We start from the raw sequence: 17,476 nt of genomic DNA on the forward strand, positions 1-17,476 counted from the left end.
ATGACTGTTGTCTTATTTAGGGGCTTTTGTCCGAATAGTGCTATAGTGAAAACTCTATTCAGACATGCTATCAAGGATGATGCCATGCCCCATCTTGATTTTACTCAGCCGCCGTTTGATGTATTGAGTCTGGCCGAACGTCAAAGCATCCGAAAACACACACAGATACGCTACCTTGCTAAAGGCGAGTACTTACCTGCTGATGAATTGCAGTATCTCTATGTGGTGATAAAAGGACAAATCGAGCAGTCATTGAAGGGCGAGTTCGTTGCTTCTTATTTAGGGAGCAATCACTCTGATGATCCAAACAACAATGACTGGTTTGATAGTCGCCGCCTGCCTGAATCCCTCATAAAACACAGCATGTCAGCAAGCGAACACGCGCCTTTACAGTCCTATCACTTTTGCGCCAGTGAAGAAACTTTATTGCTTCAGGTCTCAGGAATCGCTGTCGATAAAATCAGCGCGCAAAATCATCTAGTACGCCAAATGCTATCAGACAAACTGCCTGAACGCTTGAAGGCCTTACAGCAGCGCCGTCACAACAAACCATCCAGCACTAATCATTACAACGATCAGCAAGAAGTACAGCAAATCATGCTGCAACCAGTGATAGAGGTTCGGCTGTTGCCAGTACACATCGTCAATGCCAATAGTAGCTTGTACGACGCTACTCGTATCATGACCCAAGCAGGTCTAAAGCATGTGCTGGTGCGACCACTGGATTATTCAAAAGATGGACAAGAGACCGCATCCCAAATTAAGCACCTGCTAGGCATGCTGACGGACACCGATATTTGTCGCGCCATCAGCGAACAGCAAGATCCTGCCACTACCACATGCCAGCGCTATGCAAATTTTAATCTACGTACCATCAAAGCCACAGATGAGATTGGGGACGCACTGCTCACCATGACTCGCTACCGGATTCACAGACTGCCCGTCATTGATGATAAGGGTCATGTCGTTGGGGTGCTGGGGCAAAGCGATATGTTGGCGCACATTGGTCATCACTCACAGCTCATCAGTATTCAAATCGAACAAGCAACAGACTTGCCGCGCTTAGACACAGCAGTCGAACTGATTGGTCGCTATATCCGTGCACAGCATCAGAATGGGGTGAAAATCGGTAATATCAGCCGCATGGTACAGACGCTAAATGCGCAAGTATTTACCAAGCTATGGCAGCTTATTGTGCCTGATGAGGTGATGGCAAATACCTGCCTGATTGTCATGGGCTCAGAAGGACGCGGCGAGCAAATCATGCGTACTGACCAAGACAATGCTTTGATCCTTCGAGATGGCTATAACCATCCTGACTTGGCACAGTTTGCCGATACCTTTAATATCCATCTAGCGACATTAGGCTATCCGCTGTGCGATGGCAATATCATGATGACCAATCCTATGTGGCGACAACCGCTGAAAATGTTCAATGCGCAAATCAGCTTGTGGTTTAGAAACACAGATCCGATGCATGGCATTTATTTATCCGCCATCCTAGATGGCGAATATGTCTGCGGCGATGAATCACTGCTCACCCAAGTACGTCAGCATTTAATACTGGCGCACAGACAGGCAGACCCTATGTTTGTACGCCAGTTCGCTCGAGCAGCGTTGCAATTTGGTGACGTCAATCAGTGGTGGCAAAAGTTCGTTCCCTTACTCAGTGGCAAAACTGCCTCACCAGATATCGATCTAAAAAAAGCCGGTATCTTCCCACTGGTGCATGGCATACGTACTTTAGCATTGGAAAACGATGTGCTGGACGTACCCAGTAGCAAAGATCGCCTAAAAGCCTTGGTACATGCCCGCGCGTTGACCCAAGAGCGTGCGGATACTTTATTAGAAGCGTTAGAGTTTTTTATGGCACAGCGTCTCACCGTCGCGCTCGCGACTGAGGATAAACAGGCACGGCAAGTAAACCCGACGACACTAAGCGCGCTTGAACGTGATTTATTAAAAGAATGCCTGGCCGTGGTCAAAAGCTTTAAGAATCAGCTGCGCCAACATTATCAGCTAGAAATAACGTAAATATAGATCCTTCATAAATACAGAAGCTTTCTAAGTACATAAACCTCCTAAGTACAGAAAGATCCTAAATATAGAAATAATATAGAGGGATGAGCGACTAATATGAGCTGGCTACAGCAATTGGCTAATACTTGGCAAAAGACGCAGCTACAGCGTCCAGAATTGGCAGCGATGTTCACCAAGCCTATGGCTGAGCAGTGGGTGGCGATTGACTGTGAAATGACAGGGCTAAACCCAAGAAAGCATCACTTATTGTCCGTGGCAGCGATACATATCAATGGCAATACAATCGACACAGGGAATGGCATGCATCTGATATGTCGCCCACCTGTTATGCCAGATCGCGACACCATTGTTATTCATGGTTTGCGTACTGCCGATGTCGAGCACGGTTTGAACTATCATGAGATGTTGGCACTGTTATTGCCGTTTATCGGCAATCGACCCATCGTTGGTTTTTGTACACGACTAGACATGGCATTTTTGAATCCTTTGGTCAAAGGCTATATGGGTATAGCGCTGCCGAACGAAATCATCGATGTGCGGCATTTATACAGTCGACGAATCAGTGGGCATACCCAAGGACTATCCGCCCAAGCCCAGCATTTGAGCCGTATTTTAGCGCATTATGACATTCCTGATATGGGTGCTCATGACGCCTACAACGACGCCATGATGACCGCGATGGCTTTTTTGCACGTACGCTGATACTTTGCACGTGCGCCAAGACTGCGCTAACATATCGTTGCCAACCTTGTCTCGCCAATCATAACGCCCTTATCACAAACCAAACGGCCAAAAATTTATAGCATAAAACACAGAGCATCTACGCGAAAATAGCCACTCATGTTACCATAGGCCGTTTTTGCCAACTGATGAAAGATGCTCATGAGACACTCTTCTAAACACCGCCGCGACGCTACTATTGCCACCCAAACCCTTACCCCTCATGATCATCTACGACCGTGTTATTCGATTGGCAAACGTCTGTCTCGCCTGACTCTATTAGTAGCGGCTATGTCATCACCGCTGTATGCACAAGCGGTCTTACCAGAAGCCGTTCAGATGGCATTGTCACGTGCAAATTTGACAGAAGCTGACATCAGCATCATGGTGACACCAGTCGGTGACAAAAACGCCAGCCATTTGCCCTCGCCGATTCAGGTCATCGATAGCGGCAAGGTGAATAACGACCTTGCTCCTATTAAAGCTGACAGCAATGGGCAAAAAACATCACAAAATGCTCATAATGCTATCAGTAACCCCAGCCATCAAAGCACACTGATCACGATTGAAAAACGTACGATTGAGCAGCATGAGCAGACGATACACGCTTATACAGATGACCCTTATACCTATCAGAGCATAGAGGATATCTCTACCGTATTGGCTGATGCGGAAAAATCCGTAGCCTCCCAGAACGATAGTGTCCATGCAGACAGTATTCATACCGACAGTGAGCAAAGCAGCACCGATAAAGCTAAGATAAAGATATCGTTTTCGCCACTGCTTAATCATCAGTCTGACATCCCTCGTACACCCGCCAGCACCATGAAGCTCGTCCCCAGCTTTATTGCTTTGGACACGCTAGGGGCTGACTTTGTTTGGTATACCCGTGTTTATCACACTGGCATTATTATTGGTGATCGATTACAAGGTGACTTGATTATTCAGGGCAGTGGCGATCCAAAAATGACCCACGAGCGCTTAGAACAGCTGCTGTACAAAGTACAAGCGGCAGGGGTTCGTCATATCGATGGCAACATCATCATCGACAGTGCCGTATTTAAAAACATCAGTAAAGACCCTGCGGCATTTGATAATGCGCCCCTACGTCCTTACAACGCCAGTCCTGATGGGTTTTTGGTTAACTTTAGCACCATTGGCATAAAGACCTACCCTCTGGACAACGGTCAAGCACGTTTGACCTATGAGCCGATGCTTGCAAACTATCAGTTGCCAAGCACGATAGCTACCCGTACAGCCTCTTGTGGGTCAGCGAGCTATAGCCTAGCGCCGCAGTGGCAATCACAGCAATTGTCGCTAAATACCAGTCTGCCAGACAGCTGCAGAGAGCATGCTTTTTATGTGGCGTATCCTGATGCCAAGGATTTCGCTGCGCGCGTGGTTGCCTCTAAATGGAAAACCTTAGGCAACACACTGAGCGGACAAGTGGTCTCAAACGAGATTCCTTATGATGTGACAAAAACCCCAACAGCGGCACACGGTCTGACCGCCATTGCTATGTCACCGCTGCCGTTGGTCAGCTACCCATCACTGACGCTAACCCAGCAGATTTATGATATTAATCATTTCTCAAACAACGTCATGGCTGAACAAGTGGCGCTCTCTATAGGCGCTTATGGCAAACCTCACATCATGCCCTCAGTCGCTCCTGACGATAAAACGCATGATGACAAAACCAATACTGTCCAAGCACACAGTGGTGAGGGCGCGCTTTATCAGCAGCCCACTCAAAAAGTGGCAAGTTTATACCAGTTTGGTAAGCCTGCCACGACCGATTATCCTGCAGCCTTGCAGAGCATCAACCAGTGGTGGCAGACCACGCTACAGACGTCGCCGCCTTATCTGACTAACGGTTCTGGACTCTGCCGTGACTGCACAATCACCGCAGCCAATTTGAGTGAGCTGCTGGCTTACGCCTACGATCGTCCAAGCTTTGATGCGTACGTCAACTCGTTGGGTGTTGCTGGTGTCAGTGGCACCATTACCACTCATAGCGAGCGCTTGCCTGAATCAGCAGCCATCGGCCGCGCTTGGATAAAAACGGGCACCCTAAACAATGTTACCTCGATGGCAGGTTATGTCAAAGGCTTGTCCGGTCAAGATTATGTCGTCGTTGGCATCATCAACACAGAAGAGGCATTAAATGCTTATACAGCCAGACCCGTATTAGATGCCCTGCTTGATTGGACGGCCAAGCATTAGGTCTTAATCTTGAATATTTTGATTCAGACATTGAGAGGTTTAATGTCCTATGTATGACATCAGTAGCGTCTGTTTCTTCCCTTATTTTTTATCTTTATACAGGTCAGTTTATGTCACCCAAGACAACCAATCTTAATAAACCTCAGACGCTAGCACCAACGCAGCCGAAACTGGCGCAATATATCGGTTTTTTTGCGATTGGCTATACGCTTGCCAGCGCCATATTTATGATGATTCAAACCCAGTTTGCGCTGAACTCACAATTGGTAATGGCACTCTCTATCGTGATTGGTGCGTACATTGCCGTTCGTAAATTTATCAAACATCAGCAGCGAGCCTTAAATTATAGTGAAATGAATCGGTTGATGTTTGGCGGCGTCGTAGTGGTCTGGGTATTAACCATCATTTATTTCTTGGCCATCTGGTTTTGGTTGTTTGATACTGTCAGCCGTGAAGTCTTGTTTGAGATGGGAATGGCACGTCCTCTACCCTTACTGTCCTCACTGGTCATGATGCTTGTCTTTACATTGGTGAGCGCGCGAATCAGCCTATGGGCCATCAATCGACTGTTGAACCCTGCACGAAAAGCAGTTTGAGTGTAGACTGTTAGATATCAGCGGCAATACCGTGTTGTCCTGTGAAAACACAGAAAACTATTAGAATAACTGCAATCAAGCAGCGCTTGGAGTTAATCGATTTCCCTTGAACATAGGAGAACGTCATGGAAATGTTATTTTTTGACAATATAGACAAACTTGGACGTATCGTCTTAACGACCATTATGATTTACGTATTCATCGTGTTGATTACAAAAATCTCTGGCAAGCGCTCGACGTCACAGCTCAATAACTTTGATTGGGTCGTCACTGTGATGATTGGCTCATTGGGTGCCAGTACTATTTTGCTAAAAGACATTCCTTTTGTCGAAGGGGCTTCATCGATTTTAGTACTTTATATGTTGCAGTTTTTGGTCACCAAATATGCGTCTATTTCAACGCCCTTTAGTAGTTTTATTTTGTCTGAGCCGCGTATCGTCTTTTATCAAGGGCAGTTTTTGCCTGATGCGATGCGCGCTGAGCGTTTGACGCGTCAAGAAATCGAATGCGCCATGCGTACTGAAGGCATCAATAGTTTCGATGATGTCGAAGCCATTGTCTTTGAATCTGATGCCAAACTCAGCGTCATTCCAAAGCCAAGTCCAGAGTCACGCTCAAATAGTGATATTACTGTTCCAGAGACCATTAAACCTTTGATGTAGGCGTCAAATCATAACCCACTCACGATTAATGAAAGAAAATTGATACTTGTTTAATTATTAAGATGGTACGTACTATGAAAGTAAGAATTTTGACGGTTGGCAATAAGATGCCCAGTTGGGTGCAGACAGGGTTTGATGAATACCATAAACGTATTCAGCCCATGCTCAGCACTGAGATTGTAGAAATTGCGGCTGCAAAACGTGCAAAGAACCCATCTGATGCCAATCTAGCCCAGTACCGCGAGCAAGAAGGCCAAGCCATATTGGCCGCTCACAATGCCTCAAGCCGTGAGCAATTATGGGTATTAGATGTCAAAGGAAAAATGATTTCGACAGAAGGACTAGCGGATAAACTGGCTGATGGGATGCAGCAAGGCGATGATATTGCCTTGGTCATCGGCGGTGCGGATGGCGTATCGCCAGAAGTATTGGCAAAAGCCGATGCAAAATTATCACTATCAGCCCTGACATTACCGCATCCACTGGTACGTGTCGTACTGATGGAGCAGCTATATCGCGCGATGAGCATTAACAATAATCATCCTTATCATCGTGGTAATTAAGTTAGATATCCAGTCATGCTTTTGTTCACGATATCTCAAGCAAATAGATTGAAAAACCAGTGCATGCCCTAATAAATGCAGCATGAGATATCCAAAAAACGCCACACCTAGTCGCTCAGTCCACAACACTCAGACTCGTCATCCACAGGATGAGTCTGTCGGTAAAGTGCGAGCACCTATTACTTCTGCTGCTGCATTTGAAAGTACGCCTACGATAGCGGCCAATACTGCCAAACTACCTGCACTATTCATCTCGCACGGCGCACCGACGCTAGCGATTGAACAGTCTGCCACGACCAGTGCGCTGGCACGTATTGGACAGAACTTACCCAAACCGCGTGCCATCGTCATTATGTCCGCGCATTGGCAGTCAGCCAAGCTTGAAATCAGTAGCAATCCTCAGCCAAAAACGTGGCATGACTTTTCAGGATTTTCGCCTGAGCTGTACGAGCTACAGTATCCTACTATCGGTCAGCCCGCCCTGGCTGAATCGCTTGCCCAGCAGCTCACGGCACGCGGTATCAACTGTAGTGTCAATCCGGTACGTGCCTGTGACCATGGTGTTTGGGCACCACTCAGACACCTATATCCCGATGCAGATGTGCCCATCGTACAGATATCATTGCCGCAGCACTACGACAGTATCGCCTGTTATCAGTTAGGGGCGCAGCTTGCGCAGCTGCGTGATGAGCAAATCCTCATCATTGGTTCGGGCAATATCACCCACAACTTGCAAGCATTGCGTTGGCAAGCTGACAGTATCGATCAAACAGCAAGTGCCTTTAAGCAGTGGTTGCTCCAACAGCTAAAGATAGACATTCCCACTGCACTCGACTGGCAACAATATCCTGACTATAAAGACATCCACCCGAGCGATGAGCACTTACTGCCACTGTTTTTTGCATTAGGGACAGGTCAGCGTGTCTCAGTTGTCCATCAAAGCATGGCACATCATAGCTTAGGCATGGATATCTATCGCTTTGATTAGGGGCTGTTTGATATTCAAATATTAGGGCTGCTGATCGCTAAAATTACACTAAACTAGGCGCAAGCCGACGATAATGTCGAGACCTTAGCTAGGCTTGCAACAACGTTTGGGATGATTTTAGCATCAGCCTTTCAGGGCAGTTCTCTTTTTTGCCAATATATGGCGAAATTGTCTAAAAAATAGTGACTGCCAGCACCACATTTGAATATTAAACAGACCCTAAGCATTATTTAGCCAAAAGTAGAATCTTAATCTACTATTAGAAGGCAGGCTTGGTAAACAAACCAGCGCGCTCCATCTCGCCTGCCACGCTAAACAACGTTGCTTCGTCATTCATACGCCCGATCAGTTGCATACCAATTGGCAAGCCTTTTTTGCTCATCGCCACCGGCACTGACATCGCAGGCAACCCTGTGACGTTACCCAATAACGTAAAGCCCATTTTGCCCAATACAGGTGCGCTTAATTTTTCAATCATGCCTGAGCTAAAGGCATATTTACCCATATTAAAGCCTTTATTGAGCACCTCAGTGCTACGCATCATCATCTCGTCCATACGGCTAGGTGGTAGCACGCCATGCTTGACCGCAGGTGTGGGTACCGTAGGGCACAATATCATGTCGTACTCTTCTAGTAAGAGACCCGTCTGATATTGGCTATGGTGCCAACCGTGCTTGGCATGAGCCAAATCCACTGCGGACAATGACCGACCGAGTAGCGCCATGTTATAGGTTTGCGGTTCTAGGTTTTTGATATGCTGCGCACCAAACTCACGCTCGATATTATCGATGGTAAAGGCAGTATGCGTACAGACCACCACCAAATAATCATGCCAAAACTGCTCGATATTAATGTTTGGCTCAGCGGGTACGACTTGATGCCCCATTGCCTCTAGCTGCTTGGCCGTCTGTTCAAGAGCCGCTAGCACTTCTGGGTCCACTTTGGTATTGGTAATCAATGGCTGCTGATGCAAAGCTATCTTTAATTGCCTAGGCGCACGCATTGCTGCTTGCAAAAAAGTGCCCTCTGGCGGCGCAATGATAAATGGCGCACCCGTCTCCGCGCCACTGGTAGCATCCAGCATAGCGGCACTATCACGCACAGAGCGCGTAATAACATGATCCGCTACTGCACCCTCCCAACCTTCACCATAAGCTGGCCCCATTGGATTGCGCCCACGGCTAGGCTTGAGACCAAACGCACCGCACCATGCTGCTGGAAAACGTATCGAGCCGCCACCGTCACCCGCCCCTGCCATCGGTACGATACCGCTGGCCACTGCCGCCGCACTACCACCCGATGAGCCACCAGAGCTATACCCTTTCTTAAAAGGGTTGTGCGTTGCGCCATGTGCTTTCGGTTCTGTGGTGATAATCAAACCAAACTCAGGCGTGTTGGTCTTACCAAAGGTATTGACGCCTGTGGCTCTCATGCGTTTGACGATTTCACTGTCGTTCTCTGAGATGATATTGACGCTACGACTGCCCATTGTGATAGGTTCATCAGCAAAGCTAAATGACAAATCCTTTAGTAGGTAAGGCACCCCGTTAAAGGCACCTTTTGGTAGACCTGCTTGCGCGGCATTATAAGCACGCTCATCAAAGCGATAGATGATGGCATTTAATTTGGGATTGAGTATGTTTGCTTGGTGAATCGCTGCATCGAGTACCTCTTTTGCGCTGACCTCACCTGAATTGACTAACGACGCTAAAGCCAAACCGTCATACTGGGTATATTCTTTAAACATAACTGACCTTCCTTGGAGAGTAACGACCTAAAATTCTTTATAGCAATATGTATTTATCTTATACATATTTCTTAGTTTAGTATAAAAAACTACTACTTATGAGTGATAAACAAACTCATTAGTCATTTGGGCATTCAGGTAATTATTCGTTAAAGTTAACCAGAAAAATTCACAAAAAAAACGAGCCACTATTGTGACTCGTCTTTTCATATCATCATAATTAGGACAACAGATTTACATTAGCAACTCGCGCTTACCGCTTTTACCCATCGAGCTGACCAAGCCCGCTTCTTCCATCGAGTCAACGATACGGGCAGCACGGTTGTAGCCGATACTGAATTTACGCTGGATGCTAGAAGCAGAAACTTTACGCGTCTCCATGATAAAGGCCACCGCGTCATTATATAGGTCATCGTCTTCACCAGACGCATTGGCACTACTGCTACTACTGCCTGGACTGGACAATTCAAAATTTCCGGCCATGTTATCAATATAGTCAGGTGCGCCGCGCTCACGCCACGCATCACAGACACGGTTGACTTCCTCATCACTGACATAAGCACCATGTACACGATCAGGCTCAATCTGCCCTGGCCCTAAGAACAACATATCACCGTTACCGAGCATGTCTTCTGCACCGCCACTGTCTAGAATCGTACGTGAATCGACTTTTGAGTTAACACGCAGTGCCGCACGCACTGGGATGTTGGCTTTAATCAGACCAGTGATGACATCAACCGATGGGCGCTGAGTCGCTAGCATTAAGTGAATACCTGCCGCCCGCGATTTTTGTGCCAAACGGGTGATGAGTTCTTCGGCTTGTTTACCAACTTGCATAATCATATCGGCAAACTCATCCGCGACGATGACAATCATCGGTAAGGTTTTGAGCTTGGGCGCTTGGCTGATACTCACGCTATCATTCGGTCGCCATAACGGATCAAGCATAGGATTGCCTGAGGCCTCGGCAGCGCGCACTTTTTTATTAAATTCATCAAGCTTACGAACTTTTAGCAAGCTCATCAGCTGATAGCGGCGCTCCATCTCGGCCACACACCATGATAATGCACTGGCCGCTTCCGTCATATCTGTCACTACAGGGGTTAGCAAATGCGGAATATCATTATAGTTGGCAAGCTCAAGCTGTTTGGGATCAATCAAAATAAGACGCAACTCATTGGGCGTATATTTGAGTAACATCGATAGTAGCATTGAGTTAACCAAAACCGATTTACCAGAACCTGTCGTACCAGCAACCAGCATATGCGGCGCACGCGCAAGGTCAGTAATGATAGGTTTACCGCCAATATCTTTACCCATTGCCATGCTGATTTGTGCTTTTGGGTCTTTAAATTTTTCAGTATTTAGCAGTTCTATCAAGCGCACCATTTCACGCTTTGGATTGGGTACTTCAATACCAATATAAGGCTTGCCCGGTATCACCTCAACCACACGTAGAGATGCCATAGACAGCGATCGCGCCAAATCACGCGAGATACCAGTGACCTTACTTGCCTTAACCCCTGCCGCCAGCTCGACCTCAAAGCGGGTCACAACCGGTCCCGGAATCGCGTTGACGACCGATGCTTTTACATTGAACTCTTGTAATTTGATTTCTAAGAGCTCTGACAGCTCAACCAGTTTTTCGTCGGTGTAACTCGGTTGGCGGTCAGGATCTGGCTTGTCTAAAATCGACATCTCAGGAATCGGTGTCAGACTACTACGGTAGGCCGCTGTTTGCATTGAGCGTGACTTGGTACTGAACGCTGCATCATCGCTGATATGCGGCATAACAGGAGCAGCATCGTTGCTTGTCTCATCTGGCATCATATCGGCAATATGGTTGCTAGAGTCGCCCTCAGGAATATCAAAACTCACATGAGCTTTAGGGACTGCAACTGTCTCAGTCGCTGATTCAACCACAGCAACTGACTCAGCTGTTAGTGGTAATGTTGGGTTGGCAGGTGGTGTATTGGTCGGCGTCATATCCAAGGTGTTTGATACTGGCGGCGCAACCTCTGACTTGGCTGATACAGCAGTAGCTTCAGATGCGATAAAGGCTTCATCATTATCCGCTAGCACGTCTGCATCATTGGACGGTTGATGTTTAGGCGCCTGTGAGTAGTCAGTAGTGACTTCTACTACCGGTTTTGATACCGGCGTGCTTATTTTTGCCACTGGTTGCTCAATTACTTCTTTTTGCACGCTATCAACTGTTTGGGTCGTAGCCGCCTGAATAGTAGGCGCTTTTGTCTCAACTGCCTGAATAGTTACTGGAGCTGATATGTCAGCATGCTCAGCCAACCATGCTTCTGCTAGCTTATCTACGCTTTTGCTAGTGTCTGATTCAGTGCCTAGTTCAATGTCTGTTTCAGCGCCGAGTTCAGTGGCTGATACAACGATTTCCCCTTCACTATGGTCTGGACTCATCGTGTCAGTATTGATCGCTTCATTGACTGATGGCTGAACGATACTTTCTTTGTCATATGCATCTGATTGGGATGCGGTAGTATCAGCCAATGTCTCTTGAAGCGCTGCATGGGCGCTGGTTTGGGAACTGGCATAATTGGGTATAGGCGAAGCAAAGCTGTCCGTACTGTCTGCGCTATAAGCCATTTGCTCACGAGCCAACAAGTCATCAACCGTATTGACATCATTCCATGCAAAGCTTGGCTCGACTTTACGATTCGGTGTCGCAGCAGGACTTGGCGTCGAGACAGACATAGCATTGGTAGTGTCATCATTGCTACTGTTGTTGCTATTACTACTGTTCGTGGCGGTGGATACTTGCGGCTCTTTTTGATGACTAGAGGTTGCAGCTTCTTTTGCTACTGCTAGAGAGGCTTTTACGCTATCGGCCAATCCTGACGTCGTCAAAAAATCTGATAATGCATGACCAAAACGACCGCCACTGCCAAAGGCTTGGGCATTACTGGCATGCTCTTCCGGTTGCAATTCAAGTGGCAGCTGCTCATGCTCTGCTTTTTGACTGGTCGTGTCATTTAGAATGCTACCGTCTAGAGTGCTGTCATCGTTTAGACCGTTGCTGCGTGACTCATCGCTATGTGAGTTTTGAGCCGTGTCTTTATTTTTGATACCTGATCCAAGCCATGACAGTGCTGTAATCTTTTGATATATCGCAAGCCAATGCACATTGAACGCAAAAGTCGAAGTAATAGCGACAAATACGGCTAAGAAGACCACACTCCCCCACTGCGATAATAATTGCGCCAAACGCTCCTGCAACTCAAGTCCAATGATACCGCCAGCTACGCCCTCTAGACCTGTCGATGCAGGGTTGGTCACGTGCTGAACCAGTGCAACCAGTTGGGCAAATAACGCACTGGCACTTAATAATAAAAACACATAGGCGACCAATCGCATGAGCCAAAACGTCGGTTTATTATTCCACCAAATAAGAATGGACTCATAGACCACAAACGCAAAAAACCACCATGCACCAAAACCGAAAAAGCTGTATAGCAAATCCGATAACCAAGCACCCATCTGGCCACCCATATTATTGATCGTAGTCATATCACTACTGATATGCGACCAACTCGGGTCATTACCGGTATAGGTCATCAAGATGACAAATAAGTAGACTGCCAGTATTAACCCAAGAAGGGTAAATATTCCCTTTTTTAAATACTCAATAAGCGGTGCTGATATCACGTAAGATCTGCCTTGTTATTAATACTAAATGGTCGCCAATGCATGACTAAATCTAATCATGCTGACATAAAGTGCTGACATAAAGTGCTGACATAAAGTGCTGACATAAAGTGCTGACATAAAGTGCTGACATAGAGTGCTGGCAAAGTGTCGGGAGGACGTACCTATCATAAGACCCTGATATAACCGGTATCGCTTCGGCTTTATCACACTTGGCATAACTTCTTATAATAACAAATACATAGGTATAGTGGCGACACTCTTATCAAGAAAGCGTATAAGAAAGTAAATCAATGGCTGATTTGCGCAAAAAGCAACCCGATAGCAAAACACGGCTAATAGAGCATGGCTAATAATCTTGCGTAAATCCTATAAACGACCTACTGTTTTTGGTACATGTGTCTTAAGGCTTTTATCGTTGATGCCATGCACGAATGCTACGAGTATAAATGCTACAAGGCCGCTAAGCGCAAACGCTGATGAGAGGCTTTAAGCAAATCAGTACTGTCGCTCCTTTCTAGCGGATTGACTATAATCAGTTCAATATAATTTCGATACAAGGAAACCGAGTGCAAGTTATACATTAGGGTCTGTTTGATATTCAAATATTAGGACTGCTGATCGCTAAAATTGCACAAAACTAGGCGCAAACCGACGATAATGTCGAGACCTTGGCTAGGTTTGTAACAACGTTTGGGGTGATTTTAGCATCAGCCTTTCATGGCAGTACTCTTTTTTGCCAATATTATGGCGAAATTGTTTCACCTAGAATGACTAGGCATCAAAAATTTCACTGCATATTGTCTAAAAAATAGTGACTGCCAGCACCACATTTGAATATCAAACAGACCCTAGTATGCTTAGCGAGGATAACGATGTAGCGGATTTATATAGACTTGACTATATATGCTTTGATTCTAATGATACCTGTATTTGTTTTAGCAAACTTGCACTTTGTGTGATATGCCCTTATGTTATTATCCCATAGCAATCAGAAAAACCTTATTCGTTGTAATTTTTGATTTTTTTATCACTCATTTTATCCCTGATACTTTTAATCAGTCTATTTAGCAAGGAACAACTCATGGCAACTGACACCACTGCTCCACGTCACGAAAAACTCATTATTTTAGGCTCAGGCCCTGCTGGATACTCTGCTGCTGTTTATGCTGCACGTGCCAACCTCAAGCCTGTTATGGTCACCGGTATGGAAGTGGGCGGACAATTAACGACCACCACGGAAGTGGATAACTGGCCAGGTGATGCCCATGATTTGACCGGTCCTGCCTTGATGGAACGTATGAAAGCCCATGCTGAGCGTTTTGGTACAGAATTGGTTTATGACCATATCAATGACGTAAATCTCAACGAACGTCCTTTTCAACTAACGGGTAACAATGGCACTTATACTTGTGATGCGTTGATTATCTCAACGGGTGCATCTGCTCAGTATTTAGGACTAGAGTCAGAAACCAAGTTCAAAGGCTTAGGCGTGTCAGCTTGTGCCACTTGCGATGGTTTTTTCTATAAAAACCAAAAAGTCGCGGTGATTGGCGGTGGTAATACAGCGGTCGAAGAAGCCTTGTATTTATCCAATATTGCTGCTGAAGTCACGCTAGTACATCGCCGTGATGGCCTACGCTCTGAAAAAATCCTACAAGACAAACTGTTTGAAAAAGTAAAAAATGGTAATGTCAAAATCGAGTGGAATCACAGTGTTGAAGAAGTGGTTGGTGACGATATGGGCGTCAATGGCGTTGTCATCAAATCAACCATAGATGGCAGCACCAAGCAATTAGATGTATTTGGCATGTTTGTGGCGATTGGTCATAAGCCCAATACGGACCTGTTCAAAGATCAGCTAGACATGAAAGATGGCTATCTGGTCGTCAACAGTGGTCTCCATGGTAATGCCACGCAAACCAGTATCGAAGGTGTGTTTGCCGCAGGGGATGTGGCCGATCATATCTACCGTCAAGCTATTACCTCTGCTGGTACGGGCTGTATGGCAGCACTGGATGCTGAAAAGTACTTGGATTCTATTGGTGAAGCCCATGCTGCCGATCATACCTATGCGTCAACATTGACCGCTGATCAAGACGCCTAAATGGTCACGCTCTCTGAATTTAATAATAAAAACATCACGCCTGAGACCTTAAAAAGTCTTGGGCGTTATGACTTCCCAAGTCCTATCTCTGTCGATCCTGAGGGTGTTGGTATCGTTGCAATGGGCGGCGACCTTGCACCCGAAACACTAATATCAGCCTACGCTCAAGGGTTGTTCCCTTGGTTCAATGAAGATGAACCGATCGCTTGGTGGTGCCCAGAACCGCGCTGCGTGATTGTACCAACTGCTTACCAACCTAGTAAGTCATTGCGCAAACAAGCAAGTCGCACGCGTTGGCAGCTGACTCTCAACCAGGCGTTTGATGAGGTTATACACGCTTGTAGTCTGCCCCGTAGTGATGGTATCAATACTGAACTGCCCGAAGGTGAGCACACCTGGATTCATGGCGAGATGATTGAGGCTTATACCGAACTACACGCGCAAGGATTTGCCCATAGTATCGAGGTTTGGGATGAGACAGGGTCACTTGTTGGTGGATTATATGGGTTAAAAATAGGTAATATCTATTTTGGTGAATCGATGTTTCACCGTGCGTCCAACGCCTCAAAGCTCGCCTTTTGGGGCTTAATGCGATTGTGTGAACAAACCCACGTGGCACTCGTCGACTGTCAATTGCCAAACGATCATCTGATGAGCTTGGGTGCCACCACTTTACCGCGTGCTGATTTTTTGACTCAATTAGACACGCAGATAGCGGGTCACTGGAGCAAATGGCATAGCAATTCTCATAAACCCTTGTCAGTGTCGCATCTCGGTGCGGCACAACCTTGGCAAGAGCAATTATAATGGCTAAAGCGTTACGAGGCGATTATGGCTACTGACACATTGTTTTTACTGATCGGAGAGCTGGCAAAAAGTGCCAACACGACCAAAGACACCGTTCGCCACTATGATCAGCTGGGGCTGCTAAAATCACGAAAGCGCCAAGCAGGATCGCGTCTGTATACAGAGTTTGATTCAGAGTGTATAGAACGGATTGATTTGATTAAAAGCGCACAAGCCATCGGTTTTACGCTCACGGAAATCAAAGACAGCCTAAACGACTATTACGATGGGCAACTGGATGTCGATCTGCAACTGATGCTAACGCAGCAAAAACTGGCACAAGTCAAAAAGCAGCAAGCCAATATCAGCGTCATGATAGAACTGCTGAGCGAGCGCATAGATATCTTGGGACATATGAAAGCGGATAAAGCCTATCAGTTGGACATTGAAGTATGCAAAAAGAAGATACCTGACAGTATCGACTATGCATTTAATATTAATTGAGATACTTTTTCTCTGCTAAAACCTTTGACTTACTTACTCAACCAGACTTTAGAACGTCAAGCACCTCATCAAACATATCAGCTCAGTCCGTAAGTTAGTTAATCAGTATAGACACGCTGCATAATAAGCGCGTCGATTGCTGGCTGATGCGGCTGTTGGTAATAGCCTTTACGTCTATGAATAATGGTAAAACCCTGCTGCTCATACAATGCGATTGCAGCAGTGTTGTCTGCACGTACTTCTAATAGAAGACTCTCTACTTGACTCTCTGCCAGCCATTTATGCAGCTTGCTAAAAACCTGTGAAGCGATGCCTTGTCGCTGATAGTCAGGATAGGTACCAATACGTAAGATTTCTGCTTGCTCAAAAACCACTTGATATAAACAGTAGCCAACCACTGTATTTTCTTCAGCTCGCTCAGTTTTCTCTGGCCCATAGACTATTAGCATATCGATACTGTCTTGCATGAGTAATTCAGATAGAGCCTGATCATTCCAAGCATCTTGCGACTGAATTTCAGCTTCGATATCTGATACAGCATGAATCAACTGCTTACGCATGACTACATCAGTCGGTAGCGCCTCTATCAAAAACATAACGATCCCTTATTATTATTGCTTAGACTTGCCTAAATAACATAACTGAAGCTTATAGAAAATTGGCTCAAGACTCTACACCCACAAAAAAGCCACCCAAAACAGGGTGGCTTTTTTATGACTAACTTAAAAGCTCATTACTGAGACTGATAGATTAGTTTAGTACGTTAGCAACAACACCAGCGCCTACAGTACGGCCGCCTTCACGAATAGCGAAGCGAAGACCTTTGTCCATAGCGATTGGGTGGATAAGCTCTACGCCCATCTCA

13 protein-coding genes and 1 pseudogene are annotated in these 17,476 nt (G+C 46.1%); 10 read left to right on the top strand and 4 right to left on the bottom strand.

The genetic code is table 11. The annotated features are described in order from the left end of the window. Positions 1-84: 84 nt before the first annotated feature. The 7 genes from I6E86_RS12235 to I6E86_RS12265 all read left to right on the top strand — a co-directional run bounded on the left by I6E86_RS12235 (position 85) and on the right by I6E86_RS12265 (position 7,792). On the top strand, positions 85-2,034 hold the full coding sequence (locus I6E86_RS12235; protein WP_197177682.1) for a DUF294 nucleotidyltransferase-like domain-containing protein: 1,950 nt from the start codon (positions 85-87) through the stop codon (positions 2,032-2,034). 102 nt (positions 2,035-2,136) lie between these two features. After that, complete coding sequence (locus I6E86_RS12240) at positions 2,137-2,742, top strand: 3'-5' exonuclease (protein ID WP_197177683.1); 606 nt, start codon at positions 2,137-2,139, stop codon at positions 2,740-2,742. Between the two features lie 180 nt (positions 2,743-2,922). Then, on the top strand, positions 2,923-4,983 hold the full coding sequence (locus I6E86_RS12245; RefSeq protein ID WP_197177684.1) for a D-alanyl-D-alanine carboxypeptidase/D-alanyl-D-alanine-endopeptidase: 2,061 nt from the start codon (positions 2,923-2,925) through the stop codon (positions 4,981-4,983). Positions 4,984-5,093: 110 nt separating this feature from the next. Continuing rightward, positions 5,094-5,579 carry an ABZJ_00895 family protein gene (locus I6E86_RS12250; protein WP_197177685.1) on the top strand — a complete coding sequence of 162 codons (486 nt, stop codon included), beginning with the start codon at positions 5,094-5,096 and terminating at the stop codon, positions 5,577-5,579. 125 nt (positions 5,580-5,704) lie between these two features. Next, complete coding sequence (locus I6E86_RS12255) at positions 5,705-6,241, top strand: DUF421 domain-containing protein (protein ID WP_197177686.1); 537 nt, start codon at positions 5,705-5,707, stop codon at positions 6,239-6,241. A gap of 74 nt (positions 6,242-6,315) precedes the next feature. Continuing rightward, entirely contained in the window at positions 6,316-6,804 is a 489-nt protein-coding gene (rlmH, locus tag I6E86_RS12260) for a 23S rRNA (pseudouridine(1915)-N(3))-methyltransferase RlmH (protein WP_197177687.1), read from the top strand. Positions 6,805-6,886: 82 nt separating this feature from the next. Further along, the gene (locus I6E86_RS12265; protein ID WP_197177688.1) at positions 6,887-7,792 is read left to right on the top strand and encodes a DODA-type extradiol aromatic ring-opening family dioxygenase; all 906 of its coding nucleotides are present in this window, start codon (positions 6,887-6,889) and stop codon (positions 7,790-7,792) included. A 259-nt stretch (positions 7,793-8,051) separates the two neighbouring features. Here the strand turns inward: I6E86_RS12265 and I6E86_RS12270 are convergent, their stop codons facing one another. Both I6E86_RS12270 and I6E86_RS13855 read right to left on the bottom strand, forming a co-directional pair. Further along, positions 8,052-9,539 (bottom strand): amidase, encoded by a 1,488-nt coding sequence (locus I6E86_RS12270; protein WP_197177689.1) that lies wholly within the window; start codon positions 9,537-9,539, stop codon positions 8,052-8,054. Between the two features lie 234 nt (positions 9,540-9,773). Further along, entirely contained in the window at positions 9,774-13,214 is a 3,441-nt protein-coding gene (locus I6E86_RS13855; RefSeq protein WP_197177690.1) for a DNA translocase FtsK, read from the bottom strand. Positions 13,215-14,298: 1,084 nt separating this feature from the next. On the opposite strand from I6E86_RS13855, the gene trxB reads away from it, so the two are divergent. From trxB to I6E86_RS12290, 3 genes are read left to right on the top strand one after another with little or no spacing between them, the layout of a single operon-like run. After that, positions 14,299-15,321, top strand: a complete 1,023-nt coding sequence (gene trxB / locus I6E86_RS12280; RefSeq protein ID WP_197177691.1) for a thioredoxin-disulfide reductase — start codon at positions 14,299-14,301, stop codon at positions 15,319-15,321. Further along, positions 15,322-16,128 carry a leucyl/phenylalanyl-tRNA--protein transferase gene (aat, locus tag I6E86_RS12285; protein WP_197177692.1) on the top strand — a complete coding sequence of 269 codons (807 nt, stop codon included), beginning with the start codon at positions 15,322-15,324 and terminating at the stop codon, positions 16,126-16,128. It begins immediately after the preceding gene. Between the two features lie 24 nt (positions 16,129-16,152). Next, the gene (locus tag I6E86_RS12290) at positions 16,153-16,611 is read left to right on the top strand and encodes a MerR family transcriptional regulator (protein ID WP_197177693.1); all 459 of its coding nucleotides are present in this window, start codon (positions 16,153-16,155) and stop codon (positions 16,609-16,611) included. 98 nt (positions 16,612-16,709) lie between these two features. Here the strand turns inward: I6E86_RS12290 and rimI are convergent, their stop codons facing one another. Both rimI and I6E86_RS12300 read right to left on the bottom strand, forming a co-directional pair. Next, positions 16,710-17,207, bottom strand: a complete 498-nt coding sequence (gene rimI, locus I6E86_RS12295; RefSeq protein ID WP_197177694.1) for a ribosomal protein S18-alanine N-acetyltransferase — start codon at positions 17,205-17,207, stop codon at positions 16,710-16,712. Positions 17,208-17,361: 154 nt separating this feature from the next. Beyond that, a pseudogene (locus I6E86_RS12300) lies at positions 17,362-17,476 on the bottom strand (elongation factor Tu); the annotation flags it as partial.

This window comes from Psychrobacter sp. SWN149, from assembly GCF_015864565.1.
Taxonomy (GTDB): Bacteria; Pseudomonadota; Gammaproteobacteria; order Pseudomonadales; family Moraxellaceae; genus Psychrobacter.